At 71.2% G+C, this 19791-nt stretch carries 20 protein-coding genes; 1 reads left to right on the top strand and 19 read right to left on the bottom strand.

The genetic code is table 11. The features are described 5' to 3' along the window. Positions 1–23: 23 nt before the first annotated feature. A complete protein-coding gene (gene hflX, locus C7474_RS04830) occupies positions 24–1544 on the bottom strand; it encodes a GTPase HflX (RefSeq protein WP_121057778.1) in 1521 nt (506 codons plus the stop codon). A gap of 93 nt (positions 1545–1637) precedes the next feature. Here hflX and C7474_RS04825 point away from each other — a divergent pair, with 93 nt between their 5' ends. Beyond that, positions 1638–2279, top strand: coding sequence for a class I SAM-dependent methyltransferase (locus C7474_RS04825; protein WP_121057777.1), 642 nt, complete (start codon positions 1638–1640; stop codon positions 2277–2279). A gap of 22 nt (positions 2280–2301) precedes the next feature. Here the strand turns inward: C7474_RS04825 and dapF are convergent, their stop codons facing one another. The 18 genes from dapF to C7474_RS04735 all read right to left on the bottom strand — a co-directional run bounded on the left by dapF (position 2302) and on the right by C7474_RS04735 (position 19791). Further along, positions 2302–3156, bottom strand: coding sequence for a diaminopimelate epimerase (gene dapF / locus C7474_RS04820; protein ID WP_121057776.1), 855 nt, complete (start codon positions 3154–3156; stop codon positions 2302–2304). A 148-nt stretch (positions 3157–3304) separates the two neighbouring features. Next, positions 3305–4228: a tRNA (adenosine(37)-N6)-dimethylallyltransferase MiaA gene (gene miaA / locus C7474_RS04815; RefSeq protein WP_121057775.1), complete on the bottom strand. Its 924-nt coding sequence runs from the start codon at positions 4226–4228 to the stop codon at positions 3305–3307. A 16-nt stretch (positions 4229–4244) separates the two neighbouring features. Further along, on the bottom strand, positions 4245–5792 hold the full coding sequence (gene miaB, locus C7474_RS04810; RefSeq protein WP_121057774.1) for a tRNA (N6-isopentenyl adenosine(37)-C2)-methylthiotransferase MiaB: 1548 nt from the start codon (positions 5790–5792) through the stop codon (positions 4245–4247). A 50-nt stretch (positions 5793–5842) separates the two neighbouring features. Further along, positions 5843–6721, bottom strand: coding sequence for an ABC transporter permease (locus tag C7474_RS04805; protein WP_121057773.1), 879 nt, complete (start codon positions 6719–6721; stop codon positions 5843–5845). Continuing rightward, positions 6718–7656, bottom strand: coding sequence for an ABC transporter ATP-binding protein (locus C7474_RS04800; protein ID WP_121057772.1), 939 nt, complete (start codon positions 7654–7656; stop codon positions 6718–6720). The genes C7474_RS04805 and C7474_RS04800 overlap by 4 nt, the downstream gene beginning before the upstream one ends. A gap of 78 nt (positions 7657–7734) precedes the next feature. Further along, positions 7735–8424 carry a regulatory protein RecX gene (locus C7474_RS04795; protein WP_121057771.1) on the bottom strand — a complete coding sequence of 230 codons (690 nt, stop codon included), beginning with the start codon at positions 8422–8424 and terminating at the stop codon, positions 7735–7737. Further along, a complete protein-coding gene (recA, locus tag C7474_RS04790; protein ID WP_121057770.1) occupies positions 8424–9476 on the bottom strand; it encodes a recombinase RecA in 1053 nt (350 codons plus the stop codon). The genes C7474_RS04795 and recA overlap by 1 nt, the downstream gene beginning before the upstream one ends. A gap of 248 nt (positions 9477–9724) precedes the next feature. After that, positions 9725–9946, bottom strand: coding sequence for a DUF3046 domain-containing protein (locus C7474_RS04785; RefSeq protein ID WP_121057769.1), 222 nt, complete (start codon positions 9944–9946; stop codon positions 9725–9727). A 10-nt stretch (positions 9947–9956) separates the two neighbouring features. Further along, positions 9957–10271, bottom strand: coding sequence for a helix-turn-helix domain-containing protein (locus C7474_RS04780; RefSeq protein WP_121057768.1), 315 nt, complete (start codon positions 10269–10271; stop codon positions 9957–9959). Between the two features lie 205 nt (positions 10272–10476). Then, positions 10477–11013 carry a CinA family protein gene (locus C7474_RS04775; protein ID WP_121057767.1) on the bottom strand — a complete coding sequence of 179 codons (537 nt, stop codon included), beginning with the start codon at positions 11011–11013 and terminating at the stop codon, positions 10477–10479. Then, on the bottom strand, positions 11010–11579 hold the full coding sequence (pgsA, locus tag C7474_RS04770; protein ID WP_121057766.1) for a CDP-diacylglycerol--glycerol-3-phosphate 3-phosphatidyltransferase: 570 nt from the start codon (positions 11577–11579) through the stop codon (positions 11010–11012). The genes C7474_RS04775 and pgsA overlap by 4 nt, the downstream gene beginning before the upstream one ends. 9 nt (positions 11580–11588) lie before the next feature. Beyond that, positions 11589–14288 (bottom strand): FtsK/SpoIIIE family DNA translocase, encoded by a 2700-nt coding sequence (locus tag C7474_RS04765; protein ID WP_121057765.1) that lies wholly within the window; start codon positions 14286–14288, stop codon positions 11589–11591. A gap of 82 nt (positions 14289–14370) precedes the next feature. After that, on the bottom strand, positions 14371–14865 hold the full coding sequence (locus tag C7474_RS04760; protein WP_121057764.1) for a GNAT family N-acetyltransferase: 495 nt from the start codon (positions 14863–14865) through the stop codon (positions 14371–14373). Positions 14866–14887: 22 nt separating this feature from the next. Beyond that, positions 14888–16564: a ribonuclease J gene (locus tag C7474_RS04755; protein WP_121057763.1), complete on the bottom strand. Its 1677-nt coding sequence runs from the start codon at positions 16562–16564 to the stop codon at positions 14888–14890. A gap of 75 nt (positions 16565–16639) precedes the next feature. After that, positions 16640–17617 carry a 4-hydroxy-tetrahydrodipicolinate synthase gene (dapA, locus tag C7474_RS04750; protein WP_121057762.1) on the bottom strand — a complete coding sequence of 326 codons (978 nt, stop codon included), beginning with the start codon at positions 17615–17617 and terminating at the stop codon, positions 16640–16642. An 86-nt stretch (positions 17618–17703) separates the two neighbouring features. Further along, complete coding sequence (locus C7474_RS04745) at positions 17704–18465, bottom strand: SDR family NAD(P)-dependent oxidoreductase (RefSeq protein ID WP_121057761.1); 762 nt, start codon at positions 18463–18465, stop codon at positions 17704–17706. Between the two features lie 22 nt (positions 18466–18487). Beyond that, the gene (locus C7474_RS04740; protein WP_121057760.1) at positions 18488–18976 is read right to left on the bottom strand and encodes a dihydrofolate reductase; all 489 of its coding nucleotides are present in this window, start codon (positions 18974–18976) and stop codon (positions 18488–18490) included. Beyond that, the gene (locus C7474_RS04735; RefSeq protein ID WP_422385776.1) at positions 18973–19791 is read right to left on the bottom strand and encodes a thymidylate synthase; all 819 of its coding nucleotides are present in this window, start codon (positions 19789–19791) and stop codon (positions 18973–18975) included. Before C7474_RS04735 ends, C7474_RS04740 begins: the two co-directional genes overlap by 4 nt.

Below are 19791 nucleotides of genomic sequence, written 5' to 3'. Positions count from 1 at the left end.
CCGGCCGCCTGCACGGGGCGCGGTCAGGCGAGGGCGAAGGGGCCCAGGCGACCGGCGAGCACGGCCGGGACGTGCGCGTGCAGCACCGTGCCGTCGGCGCCGTGCTCCTGACTCAGGATGATGCCGTGCTCGTGCACCGCCGAGACCAGGTCGCCGCGGTCGTAGGGCACGACGGCACGGATCTCGACGGCCGGGAGCGGCAGCGTCTGCTCGATGACCTCGCGCAGCTCGTCGATGCCCTCGCCGGTGCGCGACGACACGAACTGCGCCTGCGGCGCGAGTCCTCGCAGCACGAGCCGCGTGTCGTCGTCGAGCAGGTCGGCCTTGTTGAACACCACGATCTCGGGGATCTCGCGCGCGCCCACATCGCCGATCACGTCGCGGACGGTCGCCAACTGCGCCGCCGGGTCGGGGTGGGAGCCGTCGACGACGTGCACGATGACGTCGGCGTCGGCCACCTCCTCGAGCGTAGAGCGGAACGCCTCGACGAGCTGATGCGGCAGATTGCGGACGAAGCCGACGGTGTCGGTGAGCGTGTAGACGCGCCCGTCGGTCGTCTCGGTGCGGCGCACCGAGGTGTCGAGCGTGGCGAACAGGGCGTTCTCCACGAGCACGCCGGCGCGGGTGAGCCGGTTGAGCAGGCTCGACTTGCCAGCGTTGGTGTAACCGGCGATCGCGACGGCCGGGATCGTGTTGCGCTTGCGCTCGGCGCGCTTCGCCTCGCGCGCCGGGGCGAAGTCGCGGATCTGCCGGCGCAGCATCGCCATGCGGGTGCGGATGCGGCGACGGTCGAGCTCGATCTTCGTCTCACCGGGTCCGCGCGAGCCCATGCCCGCACCGCCCGCGCCGACCTGGCCACCGGCCTGACGGCTCATCGACTCACCCCAGCCGCGCAGGCGCGGCAGCAGGTATTCGAGCTGGGCGAGTTCGACCTGCGCCTTGCCCTCGCGGCTCTTGGCGTGCTGGGAGAAGATGTCGAGGATGACGGTGGTGCGGTCGATGACCTTCACCTTGACGACGTCTTCGAGCGCGCGGCGCTGGCTGGAGGCGAGCTCGGTGTCGGCGATCACCGTGTCGGCGCCGACGGCGGCGACCAGGTCGCGCAGTTCGTCGGCTTTGCCGCGACCGATGTAGGTCGCCGGGTCGGGGTGCGGACGACGCTGCAGCACACCGTCGAGCACGACGGCGCCGGCCGTCTCGGACAGGGCGGCGAGCTCGCGCAGCGAGTTCTCGGCATCCTCCTGCGACCCCTGCGGGTAGACACCCACGAGCACGACGTTCTCCAGGCGCAGCTGCCGGTACTCGACCTCGGTGACGTCTTCGAGCTCGGTGGACAGGCCCGGTACGCGGCGCAGTGCGGCGCGCTCCTCACGGTCCCACTGGTCGCCGTCGGTGTCGCCGTACGAGACGGTCGCCTCGTCCTGCAACGCCTGCGCGGCGCCGAACACGTGCGCCCCGGACCGCGCCTCGGCGCGCGCGAGCACCCGGTCGACCGGGTCGACCGGTGACTCGTCGGTGCTCGGGTGGGAGGTGGTGTCGGTCATGTCTTCCTTCCTGCGGCCGCGGCATCGCTGCCGACGGCCATCCGTGAACTCTAGTCTCCGCGCCTGGGCGCGGGCTCGGGTAATCTCGCACTCATGTCCGGTGACCACTACTTCAGCGCGTCGCCGTCCAGTCCCGAGAACCTCCGCCGCATCCGCGTGACCTTGGCCGGTCGCGACCTGGATGTGACGACGGCCGGCGGCGTGTTCAGCCCCGACCACGTCGACTCCGGGACGGGCGTGCTGCTGGCCAGCACGCCGCCCGCACCGCCGGGCGGACACCTGCTCGACCTCGGATGCGGGTGGGGGCCGATCGCGCTCTCGCTCGCGCTGCAGTCGCCCCACGCGACCGTGTGGGCGGTCGACGTCAACGAGCGCGCGCTCGACCTCGTGCGTCGCAATGCCCGCGATCTCGGCCTCGACAACGTCAACGCCGTGCAGCCCGGGGATGTTCCCGACCACATCGCGTTTCGCACCATCCGCTCCAATCCGCCGATCCGCGTCGGCAAGAACGAGCTGCACGGCATGCTCGAGCAGTGGATCCCGCGGCTCGGCGAACGCAGCGACGCGTGGTTCGTCGTGGCCCGCAATCTCGGCGCCGACTCCCTGCAGCGGTGGATCGCGGCATCCTTCGACCGGGGATTCTCGGTGACCCGCACGACGACCGGACGCGGTTTCCGTGTGCTCAAGGTGCGCCACCACGGCACGCACGCGACCGGGACGATCGCCCTGCCGTGAGCGAGGACGGCGCCCGGCGCCCTCAGGCGAGCGTGATCTCGCCCGAGTAGACGAGCGTCGCGGGGCCCGACAGGAACACGTGCCCGTCGTCGACCCGCACGCCGAGCGTGCCGCCCGGGACCTCGACACTCCAGCGGTCGGGCGCCGCAGCGCCGGCCCAGTGCCGGACGGCGAGGGCGGATGCGGCGACCCCCGTGCCGCAGCTGAGGGTCTCGCCGACGCCGCGCTCGAACACCCGCATCCGGATCGATCCGACGCCGCCGCGCACGAGCGGATCGGCGGGGACGACGAACTCGATGTTGGCACCGTGGCGCGGCTGCGGGTTCAGGACGGGCTGCACCGTGAGGTCGATGCCCTCCAGCTCGCTGATCGAGCCGAGCGCGACGACGACGTGGGGGTTGCCGACGTCGACGCCGGCGCCGGGACGGGAGACGTCGAGCCCGCGGGCGCGCACCAGCACGTCCTCGTCGTCGACGCGGAACGCGCCGACGTCGACCTCGAAGCCGAGGTCGCTTCGGGTGACGGTCTTCACGCCCGCGCGGGTGCCGATGCGCAGCGGAGCGGCGTCGATGTCGGCGAGGCCGGCGTCTGTGAGGTAGCGCGCGAACACGCGGATGCCGTTGCCGCACATCTCCGCCGCCGAGCCGTCGGCGTTGCGGTAGTCCATGAACCACTCAGCCTCCGCCGTGGCGGCGCCCTCGGCGATCGCGGCGGAGCGGACGACGCGCAGCGTCCCGTCGGCGCCGATGCCGAACCGCCGGTCGCACAGGGCGGCGACCTGGTCGTCGCCGAGGTCGATGTCACCGTCAGGGTCGGCGATGATCACGAAGTCGTTGCCGGTGCCGTGCCCCTTGGTGAACGCGAGGGTGTGGGCCATGCTCCCATCCTAGAAGCGGCGCGGATGCCGCGGCCGCCGGTGCGGGGCCGCTTGCCAGGCGTCGCTGTATCCAGCCGTCCCGCTCACCGGTCAGGACTGGCGGCCTTTCTCGCGTCAAGGTCGCCGGTGCTGACCGGTGAGGACGAGGTCAGTCGGTGATCGAGTCTGCCAGCGTCGCCGCGTCGACCGGCGGCGTCGTCCACCTCACGTCGTCGTAGCGCCGGAACCACGACACCTGCCGGCGCGCGTAGCGGCGCGTGAGGGCCTGCGTCTGCGCGATCGCCTCACCCTCGTCGAGGGTGCCGTCGAGCTGGGCGAGGGCCTGCGCGTACCCGATCGCGCGCCGGGAGGTGACGCCGTCGTCGAGTCCGCCGTCCCGCAACCCCGCGACTTCGTCGAGGAGCCCTGCCGCCCACATGTCCTCGACGCGCCGGTCGAGGCGTGCGACGAGGTCGGCGCGCTCGAGCTGCACGCCGATGATCGTCGTCGGCTCGTGCCAGAGGCGCGGCGTCTCGGGCAGGGCGGCGCCGTGGGTCTGCGCCCCCTGCAGCACGACCTCGAGGGCGCGGACGATGCGGCGGCCGTTGCGCGGGTCGATGCGCTCCGCCGTGGCGGGATCGAGCGCCCGCAGTCGCTCCCGCAGGGCGTCCGGGCCGTCGGCTTCCAACTCCGCTTCCAGCCGCATCCGCAGTCGGGGGTCGCGCGGCGGGAAGCGGAAGTCGTAGAGCACGCTCGAGACGTACAGGCCGGAACCGCCGACGAGCACCGCATCCAGGCCCCGCGAGAAGATGCCTTCGATCGCGGCGCGCGCCGCCGGCTGGTACCAGGCCACGGCGGCTTCCTCGGCGACGTCGAGCGCATCGAAGAGGTGGTGCGGGATGCCGCGGCGCTCCGCGGGGGGCAGCTTCGCAGTGCCGATGTCCATGCCGCGGTACAGCTGCATCGCATCCGCGTTGACGATCTCAGCGCCGGCGCCGCGGGCGGCGAGCGCCTCGGCGAGGTCGAGCGACAGCGCCGTCTTCCCGGTGCCGGTGGCGCCGATCACGGCCCACAGGCGTGGCCGGCGCGTCATCGTCCCGCCTCGGCGGTCAACGGCTGGTCAGGCGAAGCGTGGGCAGGCCGAGCGAGACGGCGCCCGGCATGGATCCCGCCGGCGACGGCACGCCGCACGACTCCGCCTGCGAGCGGTCCCACGCGTCGCCGGCGCGGGTGCGTCGGATGCGCAGCGGGGCGCCGTCGGCACTGTCGGCGAGAAGGTGGAACGGCGCCGCGTGGGTGACGACGACCGAGACGACATCGCCGGGACGCGGCAGGTCGGAGCCCGAGGGCACCTCGAAGTGGACGAGACGGTTGTCCTGGGCACGCCCGGTGAGACGGTGCGTCGCGGCGTCCTTCTTCCCCTCGCCTGTGGAGACGAGCACCTCCACCGCGCGGCCCACCTGCTTCTGGTTCTCCTCGAGGCTGATGCGCTCCTGCAGCGCGATCAGACGCTCGTAGCGGGCCTGCACGATCTCCTTCGGCACCTGATCCGGCATCGTGGCCGCGGGAGTGCCCTCGCGGATCGAGTACTGGAAGGTGAACGCGCTCGCGAACCGGGCCTGCTCGACGACGCGCATCGTGTCTTCGAAGTCCTCCTCGGTCTCGCCGGGGAAGCCGACGATGATGTCGGTGGAGATCGCGGCGTGCGGGATGCGCTCGCGCACACGGTCGAGGATGCCGAGGAAGCGCTCGCTTCGGTACGAACGGCGCATCGCCTTGAGGATGCGGTCCGACCCGGACTGCAGCGGCATGTGCAGCTGCGGCATGACCGACGGGGTCTCGGCCATCGCATCGACGACGTCGTCGGTGAAGGCGGCGGGGTGCGGGCTCGTGAAGCGGATGCGCTCGAGGCCGTCGATCTCCCCCGCGGCGCGCAGCAGCTTGCCGAACGCCTGGCGGTCGCCGAACTCGACGCCGTAGCTGTTGACGTTCTGTCCGAGCAGCGTGACCTCGATCGCGCCGTCGTCGACGAGCAGCTTGATCTCGCTGAGGATGTCGCCGGGGCGGCGGTCCTTCTCCTTGCCGCGCAGGTGCGGCACGATGCAGAAGGTGCAGGTGTTGTTGCAGCCGACCGAGATCGACACCCAGCCGCTGTGCACCGAGTCGCGCTTGGTGGGCAGCGTGGAGGGGAACGTCTCGAGCGACTCGAGGATCTCCAGTTCGGCCTCGCCGTTGTGCCGCGCGCGCTCGAGCAGGCTCGGCAGCGACCCCATGTTGTGGGTGCCGAAGACCACGTCGACCCACGGGGCCTTCTGCTGCACGGCGTCCTTGTCCATCTGCGCGAGACAGCCGCCGACGGCGATCTGCATGCCCTCGCGCTTGTCCTTGCGGGACTTCAGGTGGCCGAGCGTGCCGTAGAGCTTGCCCGCGGCATTGTCGCGGACGGCGCAGGTGTTGATGACGACGACATCCGCCTCGCCGCCCTCGTCGACGGGGACGTACCCGGCCGACTCGAGCGAACCGGACAGGCGCTCGGAGTCGTGCACGTTCATCTGGCAGCCGAACGTGCGCACCTCGTAGGTGCGCGCGCGGCCGCCGTCGGCCACGGCCGCGGGCGACGGCGCGATCAGCGTGGGAAGCGACGAAGGCGTGGTCATAGTGCCCTCATTCTACGATTCGACCGCTGGGGCCGAGCCGGGCGGCGGCGTCAGCGCAGGAGTGAGCGGACGCGTCCGGCGGCGAGCGCGGTGAATCCGACGGCCATCACGGCGAGCACGAGCACGGCGACCCAGCCGCTCACCTGTGCGTCGCCGACGAAGATATCGACACCGTAGAACGTGGCCAGCGACGACTCTGCCTGCGGCACCCCTCCGGAGACCGCGGCGAGCGTCTCGTGCGTGAAGGGTCGGCGCATCAGCATCGCCCCTTGGGCGAACGGCAGCGCGTTGATCGTCGAGGCCACGCCCGGCGGGAGGGACCCGACCGGGATGTAGGCACCGGCGACGAAGCCGAGGATCGTGCCGACGACGGTCGCGAAGGCGGAGTAAGCCCCCGCCGTCCGAAGGAAGGAGGCGCCGAACGCCGCGAGGGCGGTGAAGGCGGCGCAGCACAGCAGCATCGCGGCGAGGGCGGCGAGGATGTCGACGGGCGCGATCCAGGTGCCGTGCACGAACCCGAGGTAGAGCACGGTGAGGACGAGGATGATCGTCGACATGATCACGGCGACGGCGATCGCCGACAGGAGATAGCCGAGCACGAGGTGGGTGCGCCGGATCGGCGCGACCAGGAAGTCGGCGAAGCGGCCGGTGGCACGGTCGTCGACGAGCGAGGAGAGCGCACCGATTCCCGCCGTGACGGTCGTCAGCAGCACGATGCCCGACAGCATCCAGCTCGCCACGAACGCCTCGATGTCGGACGGCGACGCCTGCGGCAGCGTCTCGGCGAGTCCGTCGACCTGCAGCCGCGCGAGGAACAGCGTGTAGAGGAAGAACAGGATGAGACCGCTCAGCATCGAGAAGAAGACGTTGAGGCGGTCGCGGAAGAACAGCCGCAGATTGCGACCGACGAGGCCCGCGACGACCCTCACGCGGCCTCCCCCGATCCGGTCGGCGTGACGGCGGGGTCGGCTGCCGGGTCGCTGCGGCCGGTGAGTGCGAGGAACACGTCGTCCATGCGGCCATGGCGGAACTCGAAGTCGCGGATGCTGCCGCGGTGGGTCTCGAGCAGCCGGAGCGCCTCGGCGGCGTCGGCGACGGGGATGACCACCCGCTCCCCCTCGCGGCGCGCGGCCGGGGCGAGGGCGAGCAGCTGCGGCGCGTCGGCGGAGTCGACGGTGAGCACGCTGGAGCTGTACCGGGCGCGCAGCGCCGCCGGCGTGCCCTCGGCGACGATGCGGCCGGAGTCGATGATGCAGACGTGGTCGGCTTCTTCGGTCTCTTCCATGTAGTGGGTCGTCACGAACACGGTGAGACCGTGCTCGACGCGCAATCGGTCGACGGCCGACCACACGGCGGCACGGCTGGCGGGGTCGAGCCCCGCGGTGGGCTCGTCGAGGAAGAGGATCCGGGGCCGGTGCAGCAGCGCGCGGGCGATGTCGGCGCGGCGGCGCTGCCCGCCCGACAGTCGCCCGTAGGGGCGGTCGAGGAACTCGTCGAGCTCGATCAGGTCGGACAGCTCGGTCAGACGCGCTGCGAACGCCGCGCGGGCGACTCCGGACAGCCCTGCGCGCAGCCGGAGGTTCTCCCGCACGGTGAGCATGTCGTCCATCAGCGACTGCTGGAAGACCACGCCGATCGCGCGGCGCACGTGATCCGGGTCGCGCAGCACGTCGGCGCCCGCCACCTGCAGGGAGCCCGCATCGGGCCGCAGCAGGGTCGTGAGACAGCCGATCGTCGTGGACTTGCCGGCGCCGTTGGAGCCGAGGAAGGCGAAGATCTCGCCGTCGGCGACGTGGACGTCGATGCCGTCGACGGCGCGCACCGCCTTGTAGGACTTGACCAGTCCGTGGACCTCGATCGCCATCGCACTCCTCCGACCACCGGGGACGTCGTCCGCCGAGTCTGACAGACCGCGCCGCGTCGACGGAAGGCGCGACCACCGTCAGGTGAAGCGCACCCCCGAGCGTCCGCCGGAGGCTCCGGACGGCCCCGCCTCGTCGACGGCACGGCGCGCGGCCTCGAGCGCCTGCGCCCCGTAACCCCGCCGTGCGAGCTGGCCGGCGAGCCGGCGGATGGCGACGTCGCGCTCGAGCCCGCGCACCGAGCGCACTTTCGCGCGCGCGACCTCGAGCGCCCGCTCGCCCTCGTCGTCGGGGAGGTCGTCGAGTGCCGCCTGCACGATCTCGCGCGGGATGCCGCGCTGGGTGAGCGTCTGCGCGAGCGCGCCGCGCCCCTGCGATTTGCGCTCGACGCCCGTGTGCACGAGCTGCTCGGCGAGGCGTGCGTCGTCGAGGTAGCCGAGCCGGAGGAAACGATCGATGAGCACCTCGACGTCCTCCGCCTCGAGTCCCTGGTCGGCGGCGAGCCGGCGGGCTTCCCGTTCGGAAAGTGAGCGCCCCCGCAGCTTGCGTACGAGCACGCGCTCCGCTTCGTCGCGCGCCCGGGCCGTCGCGGCGTCCCCCGCGGCGGGCGCCTCGTCGACCCAGCTCGCGTGCCACGTCTGCGTCGACTCCCCGTCGCGCGGCGCGCGAGCCGCCTCCGACGCCGGACGATCGTGCGGTGCCCGCGCGCCGAAGATCGGGATGACGGGGGCGAGGCTCTCCTCGCCCCCGTCTCGCTCCGTCGGAGACATCACGCCGGGCGGCGGGCCGCCAGCTCGTCGGCGGCGGGCGCCTCAGCGCCGCGCGGCTGGCCGATGCCGAGCTTCTGCTTGATCTTCGTCTCGATCTCGGCCGCGATGTCCGCGTTCTTGAGGAGGAAGTTGCGGGCGTTCTCCTTGCCCTGGCCGAGCTGCTCGCCGTCGTAGGTATACCACGCGCCCGACTTCTTGACGATGGCGTGCTCGACGCCGAAGTCGATGAGCGACCCTTCGCGGGAGATGCCGACACCGTAGAGGATGTCGAACTCGGCCTGCTTGAACGGCGGCGCCATCTTGTTCTTCACGACCTTGACGCGCGTGCGGTTGCCGACCGCGTCGGAGCCGTCCTTGAGGGTCTCGATGCGGCGGATGTCGAGACGCACCGACGCGTAGAACTTCAGCGCCTTGCCACCGGCGGTGGTCTCGGGCGACCCGAAGAACACGCCGATCTTCTCGCGCAGCTGGTTGATGAAGATCATCGTCGTGTTGGTCTGGTTGAGCCCACCGGTGAGCTTGCGCAGCGCCTGCGACATGAGGCGCGCCTGCAGACCGACGTGCGAGTCGCCCATCTCGCCCTCGATCTCGGCCTTGGGCACGAGGGCGGCGACGGAGTCGATGACGACGAGGTCGATCGCGCCCGAGCGCACGAGCATGTCGGCGATCTCGAGCGCCTGCTCACCGGTGTCGGGCTGCGAGACGAGCAGCTGGTCGATGTCGACGCCGAGCTTCTGCGCGTAGTCGGGGTCGAGGGCGTGCTCGGCGTCGATGAACGCCGCGATGCCGCCGGCACGCTGCACGTTGGCGATCGCGTGCAGGGTCAGCGTCGTCTTACCCGACGACTCCGGGCCGTAGATCTCGATGATGCGGCCGCGGGGAAGACCGCCGATGCCGAGCGCGACGTCGAGGGCGATGGAGCCGGTGGGCACGACCTCGACGGGCGCGCGCTCGTCGCTGCCGAGGCGCATCACCGAGCCCTTCCCGAACTGACGGTCGATCTGGGCGAGGGCCGATTCGAGGGCCTTCTCGCGGTCTGCGGGTGATGGCATGACGTGCTCCTTCGTGGTCGCATCTCGGTCGCCTGTAGGCTGTCGCGCTCCTCCCCGACGGTTCGGATGCTGCGACAAGGCAGTGGGTGTCTTGCGACGCCACCCACGGTACGAAGGGGTTCCGACATCGACGTCGTCGACGGACCGGACCCGGTCGTTCTGTGGATGACGCGTTCGCGACACCGCTTGTGAAGGAGACTACGCGTATCGAACGAAGTTTCGATGCGGCGACACGCCGCGATCGCGCATCAGCGGCGCGGTTCGAGCCGCCCGACGCCGTGACGACGCGGTTCGGGGACGTCGGTCTCGTCGCAGAGTGCGAGCCACACCTCGCGCGGGTCGACACCCGCCGCGAGCGCCTGCGCGGGGGTGCGGTTTCCCAGTGGCGCGAGCACGAGGTCCTCGACGAGAGACGCGCCGCGGGCGCCGAATTCGGCGTCGACGGCGCGCCGGAGCTCGCTGAGCCTCATACCGGTGGGATCAGCGCAGCGACAGTTCGGGCCGCACGCCCTCGAGCGAGGCGAGGTCGTCGGGGACGACATCCGGGAAGGTCTGCAGACCCTCCATGACCGAGATGCGGTCGCCGACCTCGCGCATGATCGTCGAGATGGGAACGTCGAGGGCGTCGGCCACGGCGGCGAGGATCTCGCTGGAGGCTTCCTTCTGACCGCGCTCGACCTCGCTGAGGTAACCGAGTGCGACGCTCGCGCGACCCGCGACCTGGCGGAGGGTCTTGCCCTTCTGCAGACGGAGGTCTCGCAGCACGTCGCCGATCTCTTCACGAACCAGGATCATGGTGCGCCCCCTCCTCTTGATGCCCCTGCGGTCCCCGGGTGGACCACAGTACCTCACTTGCCAGTCACGATAGACCCCGCCCGCTGTATGCGGCATGGGAATCGCTGAGGTGTAACCGTGCGGTAACACCGCGCATTCCCACCGTGCCACGCGGGTAAGTCACACCCCGCCCTGCGGGCATGTCACACCGTGACCCGCGGGGGTGTCACAGCGCGTCCAGCGCCAGCCGCAGCGCCAGCGCGGTCGCCTCCGCCCGGATCCGGTCGCGGCCGCCGTGGAGCTCGAGCGAGTCGACCCGCGAGCCGAGCGGCGTGGAGACGGCGAGGTGCACCGTGCCGACCGGCTGACCGTCGGGCGAGAGCGGACCCGCGATGCCCGTCGTCGCGAGGCCGACGTCGACGAGGTCGTCGCCGCGCCCGAGGCTGCGACGAACACCCTCCGCCATCTGGCGCGCGACACGGGGATGCACGGGACCGTGCGCGGCCAGCAGCGTCGCGTCGACACCCAGGAGCGACTGCTTCACATCGGTCGCGTAGGCGACGATCCCGCCGCGGACGACGGCGGATGCTCCCGACACCGCGACGAGCCCGGCCGCGACGAGGCCGCCGGTGAGCGACTCCGCGACGCCGATCGTCCAGCCGAGCTCTTTGAGCCGGGCGACGAGACGCTCGGCGTCGGAGCGCGGCCCCGAGGCGACGAGCGTGTTCTCGAGGTCGTCGGGCAGGTCGGGACGCCGGGTCACGCCGCGCGCTTCTTCCGCCCGGCGCGCACCTCGGAGACGACGTAGTCCACCCCGCTGGCGACCGTGAGGATCACGGCGATCCACATCGTCACGGTGTTCACGACGTGGATCCACTCCCCCACGAGCGTCCACAGCGGCAGCAGCGCGAGCGACAGCGCGACGGCCTGCGCGACCGTCTTGAGCTTGCCCATCCACGCCGCGGCGAGCACGTGGTCGCTCACGACGGCGAAGCGGTAGACGGTGATCCCGATCTCGCGCACCAGCACGATGATCGTGACCCACCAGGGCAACTCGGCGAGGATCGACAGGCCGACGAAGGCGCAACCGGTCAGGGCCTTGTCGGCGATCGGGTCGAGCAGCTTGCCGAGGTCGGTGACGATCTCGTACTTCCGCGCGAGGTACCCGTCGATGCCGTCGGTCGCGATCGCGACGATGAACAGCACGGCCGCCCACCACCGCAGGGAGCCGTCGTGGCCGGCATCGGCCAGCAGCATCCACAGGAAGACCGGTGCGCACAGGATGCGCACGATCGTGATCGCGTTGGGCAGCTGCCGCGGGATGGTCACGCTGAGACTCTAGTCGCGCCCGGTGAGGCCCCACGCGTCTTCGGACTCGTCGCCGTCGACGACCTCGTAGCCCTCGTACTGCGATGCGACCGCATCCGGGCCGTACGGGTCGTCGGAGGGCTGCGCAGCCCCGCCGCCCGACGCGGGCGGGTCCTCCCCGCGCAGCCTCGCGAGCACCACGGGCAGGTCGTCGGGGGTCACGAGCACGTCGCGGGCCTTCGATCCCTCGGACGGGCCGACGATCTCGCGCGACTCGAGCAGGTCCATGAGGCGCCCGGCCTTCGCGAAGCCGACGCGGAGCTTGCGCTGCAGCATGGAGGTGGAGCCGAACTGCGTCGAGATGATCTGCTCGGCGGCCGCGAGCAGCAGTTCGAGGTCGTCGCCGATGTCGGCGTCGATCTCCTTCTTCTCGGCGACGGCCTCGACGTCCTTGCGGTACTCGGGGCGGGCCTGGTCCTTGACGTGCGCGACGACCTTCTCGATCTCGCTCTCGGCGACCCACGCACCCTGCACGCGCAGCGCCTTCGAGGCGCCCATCGGAAGGAACAGCCCGTCGCCCTGCCCGATGAGCCGGTCGGCCCCGGGCTGGTCGAGGATGACGCGCGAGTCGGTGACGCTCGTGACCGCGAACGCGAGGCGCGACGGCACGTTGGCCTTGATGAGACCGGTGACGACGTCGACCGAGGGACGCTGGGTCGCGAGCACCAGGTGGATGCCGGAGGCTCGGGCGAGCTGGGTGATGCGCACGATCGAGTCCTCGACGTCGCGCGGGGCGACCATCATGAGGTCGGCGAGCTCGTCGACGACGACGAGGAGGTACGGGTAGGGCTTGAGCACGCGCTCGCTGCCCGCCGGCAGCTGGATGTCGCCCGCCACGACCGCGCGGTTGAAGTCGTCGATGTGACGGAACCCGAACGACGCGAGGTCGTCGTAGCGCATGTCCATCTCCTTCACGACCCACTGCAGCGCTTCGGCGGCTTTCTTGGGGTTCGTGATGATGGGCGTGATCAGGTGCGGGACGCCGGCGTAGCTGGTGAGTTCGACCCGCTTGGGGTCGATGAGCACCATGCGCACCTCACTGGGCTTCGCGCGCATGAGCAGACTCGTGATCATCGAGTTCACGAAGCTCGACTTGCCCGAACCGGTGGAACCGGCCACGAGCAGGTGGGGCATCTTCGCGAGGTTCGCCACGACGAAGCCGCCGCCGACGTCCTTGCCCACGCCGATCGTCATCGGGTGGGTCTGGCTCGTGGCCGCCTGCGAGCGGAGCACGTCGCCGAGGGTGACGATCTCGCGGTCGGTGTTGGGGATCTCGACGCCGATCGCGCTCTTGCCGGGGATGGGCGCGAGGATGCGCACCTCGTTGGAGGCGACGGCGTACGCGATGTTGTTCGTGAGCGCCGTGATCTTCTCGACCTTGGTGCCCGGGCCGACCTCGATCTCGTACTGCGTGACCGTCGGGCCCCGGCTGAAGCCGGTGACGCGCGCGTCGACGTTGAACTGCTCGAAGACGCCCATGATGGCGCGCACGATCGCGTCGTTGGCCTCGGACCGCGCCTTCGGCGGGGTTCCCGCCGCCAGCGCGCCGACGGACGGCAGCCGGTACGGCGCCGACGGCGCGTGACCCTCGTGGGCGGCGCCGAGTCCGGTCAGCCCCGGGAGCAGGCCGTCGTCCTCGATCGTCTCGGTCGCGTCGTCGTCGCGCAGGTCGGTCGCCGCGCGGCGTCCGCCCTTGCGGACACTCTCGACGATTGCGGGGTCGATGATCTCGGTGGGTGCGTCGGGGAGCGGCGGCACCGGCGGGGCCTCGACGACCTGGTCGAAGCCGCCCTGGCCGGAGGCGTCCAGCAGCGCGGTGAGGTCGTCGCTGCCGAGGTGCCCGTCGGCGTCGTCCTCCCGGCCCGATGCGTTGCGCCGCCACCAGGGCAGCTTGTCGCCGTCCTTCTCGTCGTCGGCGGCGCCCGCATCCTTCCCGCCGCGCGTGAAGGCGACCCCGTCGGCGTCCCTCTCGGGTCGCTCGGCTCCGAACATCCAGGCGTAGAGGTCGCCGAGGCGGCGGCCGATGCGGTTCGGCGGCGTCTTGGTGATGATGAGCACGCTGAGGATCGCGAGCAGGGCCAGCACGATCCCCGCGCCGATGTCGGTGAGGATCGTGAGCGGTTCGCCGACCATCCAACCGAACAGCCCGCCGGCCTCGCTGAGCGCGGGCAGGCCGTCCTTGGGCTGCGGGCGGCCGCCGCCGATGTGGCAGAAGCCCGCGATCGTGAGGATCAGCAGCCCGAACCCGATGCCGATACGACCGTTGTCGTGGACGGAGGACGGATGCCGGAACAGCCAGCCGGCGAGGATCAGCAGCAGCACCGGCAGGATGAACGCCTCGCGCCCGAGGAGCATGCCCACCGTGTAGGCGCTGACGGTCGTGCCGACCTCGGTGCCGATGAGGAACCACTCGATGACGGCGCCCGCGACCGCGAGCAGCACGAGCAGGAACGGGAAGCCGTCGCGACGCTGCTCCTTCTCGAGCGTCTCGGGGCCGAACGCGCGGAACATGCCGCCGGTGACGTGCGCCAGGCCGAGCCACATCCGCACGACCACGGGAGGCTTGTCGACGTCGTCGACGTAGCGCTTCGGTGCCGGCTCCGGCTTCTTCGCGCGCGACGACGACGGCTTCGCGGGCGTGCGAGATCCTGAGGTCGTGCTCCTGGCCATTCCTCCACGGTAGGCGGAAGGGGCGACATTTCCGCGGATCGACGCGGCTGCGCGGCCGGATCCGCACGCCGACCGGGCCGCGTCAGCGCAGGCGCTTGACCATCGTGTCGCGGCCGTGCCCGGCCTGCGTCACCGCGAAGCCCTCGCTGCGGTACAGGGTCTGCGCGAAGTTCCCGCGCTCCACCGACAGGCTGATGCGCGCGAACCCCTGCGCCCGGGCGTGGCCGCACAGCTGCTGCAGGAGGGCCCGGCCCACACCGTGCGCCCGCCAGATCGGACGGACGCCGATGATGAGCTCCGGCACCCCGGTTCCGACGTAGCCGAAGCCCGGGTCGGTGCGCGGCAGCATCCGATACCACGCGGCGCCGACCGGCTCGCCCTGCGAGTCGACCGCGACGAACCCGGCGTCACCCGGGCGCATCCAACCCGAGACGTACCGCGCGTGGTCGGGATTCGTCATCACCTGGTGCTTCGGACGCGCACCGCCCTGCCGCCAGTTCGCCGCCTCGACGACCATGTCGCCCAGGAACGCACCGTCGGCCTGCACGGCCGGGCGGAGCGAGAAGTTCGCGGGCATGGCCCGATCGTAGCGGCGGAGGTCAGGCCTCGATCACCAGCGGCACGATCATGGGGCGACGGCGCAGCGACTGGTTGACCCAGCGGCCGATCGTGCGGCGCACGACCTGCGAGAGCGCATGGTTGTCGCGCACCCCGTTGCCGGCTGCCTCGGCCAGCGCCGCGGCGATCTTCGGCTTGACCGCGTCGAACACGTCGTCCGACTCCGCGAAGCCGCGCGCGTGGATCTCCGGGCCGGTGATGATGCGACCGGTCGAGGAGTCGACGACCACGATCACCGAGATGAAGCCCTCCTCGCCGAGGATGCGGCGGTCCTTGAGGTCGGCATCCGTGATCTCGCCGACGGTGGAGCCGTCGACGTAGACGAACCCGAGGTCGAGCTGGCCGACGACGGTCGCGGTGCCGTCCTTGAGGTCGATCACGGTGCCGTTCTCGGCGATGATCGTGTTCTCCTCGAGGATGCCGGTGTCCTGCGCGAGCTTCGCGTTGGCGATGAGATGCCGGTACTCGCCGTGCACGGGCAGCACGTTGCGGGGCTTCAGGATGTTGTAGCAGTAGAGCAGTTCGCCGGCGGCGGCGTGGCCCGACACGTGCACCTTCGCGTTGCCCTTGTGCACCACGTTCGCGCCGAGCTTGGTCAGCCCGTCGATCACGCGGTAGACGGCGTTCTCGTTGCCGGGGATGAGGCTGGAGGCGAGGATGACGGTGTCGCCGGGTCCGGGCTCGATGGCGTGGTCGAGGTTGGCCATGCGCGAGAGCACCGCCATCGGCTCGCCCTGGGAGCCCGTGGACATGTAGACGATCTTGTCGTCGGGGAGGTCCTTGGCCTTCTTGTAGTCGATGAGCACGCCCTCGGGCACGTTGAGGTAGCCCAACTGCTCGGCGATCGTCATGTTGCGCACCATCGAGCGTCCGAGGAACGCGAGACGCCGGCCGTGCGCGTGCGCGGCGTCGATCACCTGCTGCACGCGGTGGACGTGACTGGAGAAGCTCGCGACGATGACGCGTCGCGGCGCCTTGCCGATCACCTGGTCGAGCACCGGACCGATGGCGCGCTCGAGCGGCGTGAAGCCGGGGACGTCGGCGTTGGTCGAGTCGACGAGGAAGAGGTCGACGCCCTCCTCCCCCAGCCTCGCGAAGGCGCGGAGATCGGTGATGCGGCCGTCGAGCGGCAGCTGGTCCATCTTGAAGTCACCGGTGGCCAGCGCCCGTCCGGCCGGCGTGGTGATCGCGACGGCGAGGGCGTCGGGGATGGAGTGGTTCACCGCGATGAACTCGAGGTCGAACGGGCCGACCTTCTCCTGCTGGCCCTCCGCGACGGTGAGGCTGAAGGGGCGGATGCGGTGCTCCTTCAGCTTCGCCTCGACCAGCGCGAGGGTCAGCTGCGATCCGATCAGAGGGATGTCGCCCTTGAGCTTGAGCAGGTACGGCACCGCGCCGATGTGGTCCTCGTGACCGTGGGTGAGCACGACGCCGACGACGTCGTCCAGGCGCGACTTGATCGGCTCGAAGTCGGGCAGGATCAGGTCGACGCCGGGCTGGTGCTCCTCGGGGAACAGCACACCGCAGTCGACCACGAGGAGCTTGCCCTCGTACTCGAACACGGTCATGTTGCGGCCGACCTCGCCGAGGCCGCCGAGCGGGGTCACCCGCAGGGTGCCGGGGGCGAGTTCGGCGGGTTCGTAGACGGTCGTGGGCATGTCTGCCTCCTGGCGGATGCCCGCGGCATCCGTTCTTTGTTCAGCTGTCATGCGGATGCCGGCATCCGCGAGGTGTCAGCGGGTCGTGCCGTGCACCTTGGGCAGGGCACCGCCCGCGGCGGCGTTGCGGTCGGGTCGGAAGTTGGAGAAGTCGGCGCCGGGCACACCGCTGACGAGCGCGAGCTCGTCTTCGATGAGGGCGGCCTCCCACTCCTCCGGGCCGACGAGGGGCAGCCGCACGCGCGGGCTGCCGATACGGCCGAGGCCGTGGAGGATGTACTTCGCCGCGACCGTGCCGGGGACGTGCGTCATGACGGCGCGCACGAGCGGCTCGAGCTGCTGGTGCGCGGCGGTCGCGGTGGCGAGGTCGCCGGCGTTCACGGCGTCGACGATCGTGCGGTACGGCGCGGGCGCGATGTTCGCCGTGACGCCGATGAGTCCCGTCGCCCCGATGGCCATGTGCGGCAGCGCGTTGGCGTCGTCGCCGGAGAAGTACATCAGGTCGGTCTGGTTCAGTACGCGGCTGACCTCGCTGAAGTCGCCCTTGGCGTCTTTCACCGCGAGGATGTTCGGGTGCTTGGCCAGGCGCAGGATCGTCTCGTACTTGATCGGCACGCCGGTGCGGCCGGGGATGTCGTAGAGGATGACCGGCAGGTCGGTGGCGTCGGCGACGAGGCGGAAGTGCGTGAGGATGCCCGCCTGCGTGGGCTTGTTGTAGTACGGCGTCACGATCATGATGCCGTCGGCACCGGCCTTCTCGCTCGCCTTGTAGAGCTCGATGGCGTGGGCGGTCTCGTTGGAGCCGCCGCCGGTGATGATCTTCGCGCGGCCGGCCGACACCGACTTGCCGACCTCGACGAGCTTGAGCTTCTCGGGGTCGGTGAGGGTGCTGGTCTCGCCGGTGGTGCCGGTGACGACGATGCCGTCGGCGCCGGCGGTGATGACGTCGTCGATGTGCTTCTCGACGGCGGGCCAGTCGACCTCGCCGTCGGCCGTCATCGGAGTGACGAGCGCGACGAGAACCTGTCCGAAGGGGTTGCTCGTGTGCGTCATGCTCTCAGGCTATCGGGTCACGCCTCACCGAGCGGCGCGCGATCGTCTCGGCCCCGTGCGTTCGAGCGCACGCCGGGTCGGCGCGCTCAACGTCCGGTGGCGGCCAGGCGCGCGACGAGCGGGGTCGGCAGGATGCGGGCGGCGGCGATGAGCGCCTTGTAGCGCAGCGACGGGATCGAGACGGCACGCCCGCGTGCGGCGTCGCGGAGCGCCTCGCGCACGACGTCCGCCGCGTCGAGCCACATCGGGCCGGGGATGCCCTCCCGCCCGGGCGCGAGGCCCATGCGCGCGTGGAAGTCGGTGTGCGTGAAGCCGGGGCACACCGCCGTGACGGTGACCCCGCGCGGGGCGTAGGTCGCGTTCGCCCAGCGGCTGAACGAGACGACCCAGGCCTTCACGGCGCAGTACGTCCCGCGCGGCAGGAACGCGGCCACCGAGGCGACGTTGAGGATGCGGCCGCGCCCGCGCGGCAGCATGGCGCCGAGCGCGGCGTGCGACAGGCGCATCGTCGCCCGCACGTGCAGGTCGAGGTGCCGTTCCTCGTCGGCGACCGTGTTCTGCTCGAAGGCCAGCGGCAGCCCGAAGCCGGCGTTGTTCACCAGGATCCCGACCGGTCGCGCCGGGTCGGCGACACGCGCGGCGACGGCATCCAGGCCCGCGGAATCGACGAGGTCGGCGACGAGCACCTCGACGTCGACCCCGTGCCGCGCGCGCAGGGGCTCGGCGAGCGCCTCGAGCGCACCGCGGTCCCGCGCGACGAGCACCAGATCGGCGCCGCGGGCGGCGAGCTGCCGGGCGAATTCGGCGCCGAGGCCCGAGCTCGCTCCGGTGACGAGGGCGATGGGCATGCGGACCTCCAGTCGGGCGCGCTCAGTCGCGGCGCAGGGTGGTGAAACGGTGGCGGATGCCGGTGCGCGACACCGCCCAGTCGGATGCCGCGACGACCGACCAGCCGGGCCGCTCGGGCGCGCGGGTGTCGCCGTCCACTTCGAGATCCAGCTCGGTCACCTCGAGCACGTCGGCACGACCGATCGCCTCGGCGTACAGGGTGCCGCCGCCGATCACCCACACCTCGGTCGCGTCGCCGGCGACGGCGAGTGCGGCATCCAGCGAGGCGGCGTGCTCGGCGCCGTCCGCGGCCCAGTCGGGCGTGCGGCTCACGACGATGTTGCGCCGCCCCGGCAACGGCCGGAACCGGTCGGGGAACGACTCCCAGGTGCGCCGTCCCATCACGACGGGGGCGCCCATCGTGACAGCGCGGAAGTGGGCGAGGTCTTCGGGGACGTGCCACGGCATCGTGCCGTCGGCGCCGATGACGCGGTCCCGCGCCTCGGCCCAGATGAGACCGAGTCGGGTCATACCGCGACCGCGCCGCGGATGGCGGGGTGGTGCCGGTAGTCCTCGACGACGACGTCGTCGTACGTGTAGTCGAAGATCGAGGCGGGCGTGCGCGCGAACGTGAGTCGCGGGGCGGCGTAGGCGTCGCGGGAGAGCTGCTCGCGCACCTGCTCGAGGTGGTTGTCGTAGATGTGGCAGTCGCCGCCTGTCCACACGAACTCACCGGGTTCGAGGCCCGTCTGCTGCGCGATCATGAGCGTCAGCAGCGCGTAGCTGGCGATGTTGAACGGCACCCCGAGGAACATGTCGGCGCTGCGCTGATAGAGCTGGCAGGACAGCTTGCCGTCGGCGACGTAGAACTGGAACAGCGCGTGGCAGGGCGCCAGGGCCATGTCGGGGATGTCGGCGGGGTTCCACGCCGACACGATGAGGCGCCTCGAGTCGGGGTTGTCACGGATCTGCTCGATCACCTGTGCGATCTGGTCGATCTGCCCGCCGTCGGGGGTCGGCCACGACCGCCACTGCACGCCGTACACGGGGCCGAGCTCGCCGTCACCGTCGGCCCACTCGTCCCAGATGGTGACGCCGTGCTCCCGCAGCCAGCCGACGTTGGACTCGCCGCGCAGGAACCACAGCAGTTCGTAGACGATCGACTTCATGTGCACCCGTTTGGTCGTCACGAGCGGGAAGCCTTCGGCGAGATCGAACCGGATCTGGCGGCCGAAGACGCTCGTCGTGCCGGTGCCGGTGCGGTCGTCCTTGTGCACGCCGTGCTCGAGCACCTCGCGCAGCAGGTCCTCGTAAGGGGTGGCGATGGATGCGGCGGGCTCGGTCAC

Origin of the sequence: Microbacterium telephonicum (assembly GCF_003651225.1) — a bacterium.
Lineage (GTDB): Bacteria > Actinomycetota > Actinomycetes > Actinomycetales > Microbacteriaceae > Microbacterium > Microbacterium telephonicum.
This window is presented reverse-complemented; position numbering and strand designations above follow the sequence as displayed.

What these genes read in the sequence shown, in the direction of transcription:
- miaA (WP_121057775.1), bottom strand. Translation starts at nt 4,228, where the DNA reads ATGACGCGCCGGCCACGCCTGTGGGCCGTGATCGGCGCCACCGGCACC.
- C7474_RS04765 (WP_121057765.1), bottom strand. Translation starts at nt 14,288, where the DNA reads ATGGCCAGGAGCACGACCTCAGGATCTCGCACGCCCGCGAAGCCGTCG.
- C7474_RS04825 (WP_121057777.1), top strand. Translation starts at nt 1,638, where the DNA reads ATGTCCGGTGACCACTACTTCAGCGCGTCGCCGTCCAGTCCCGAGAAC.
- C7474_RS04740 (WP_121057760.1), bottom strand. Translation starts at nt 18,976, where the DNA reads ATGACCCGACTCGGTCTCATCTGGGCCGAGGCGCGGGACCGCGTCATC.
- C7474_RS04760 (WP_121057764.1), bottom strand. Translation starts at nt 14,865, where the DNA reads ATGCCCGCGAACTTCTCGCTCCGCCCGGCCGTGCAGGCCGACGGTGCG.
- hflX (WP_121057778.1), bottom strand. Translation starts at nt 1,544, where the DNA reads ATGACCGACACCACCTCCCACCCGAGCACCGACGAGTCACCGGTCGAC.
- recA (WP_121057770.1), bottom strand. Translation starts at nt 9,476, where the DNA reads ATGCCATCACCCGCAGACCGCGAGAAGGCCCTCGAATCGGCCCTCGCC.
- C7474_RS04785 (WP_121057769.1), bottom strand. Translation starts at nt 9,946, where the DNA reads ATGAGGCTCAGCGAGCTCCGGCGCGCCGTCGACGCCGAATTCGGCGCC.
- C7474_RS04755 (WP_121057763.1), bottom strand. Translation starts at nt 16,564, where the DNA reads ATGCCCACGACCGTCTACGAACCCGCCGAACTCGCCCCCGGCACCCTG.
- dapF (WP_121057776.1), bottom strand. Translation starts at nt 3,156, where the DNA reads ATGGCCCACACCCTCGCGTTCACCAAGGGGCACGGCACCGGCAACGAC.
- dapA (WP_121057762.1), bottom strand. Translation starts at nt 17,617, where the DNA reads ATGACGCACACGAGCAACCCCTTCGGACAGGTTCTCGTCGCGCTCGTC.
- C7474_RS04800 (WP_121057772.1), bottom strand. Translation starts at nt 7,656, where the DNA reads ATGGCGATCGAGGTCCACGGACTGGTCAAGTCCTACAAGGCGGTGCGC.
- C7474_RS04745 (WP_121057761.1), bottom strand. Translation starts at nt 18,465, where the DNA reads ATGCCCATCGCCCTCGTCACCGGAGCGAGCTCGGGCCTCGGCGCCGAA.
- C7474_RS04795 (WP_121057771.1), bottom strand. Translation starts at nt 8,424, where the DNA reads ATGTCTCCGACGGAGCGAGACGGGGGCGAGGAGAGCCTCGCCCCCGTC.
- C7474_RS04780 (WP_121057768.1), bottom strand. Translation starts at nt 10,271, where the DNA reads ATGATCCTGGTTCGTGAAGAGATCGGCGACGTGCTGCGAGACCTCCGT.
- miaB (WP_121057774.1), bottom strand. Translation starts at nt 5,792, where the DNA reads ATGACCACGCCTTCGTCGCTTCCCACGCTGATCGCGCCGTCGCCCGCG.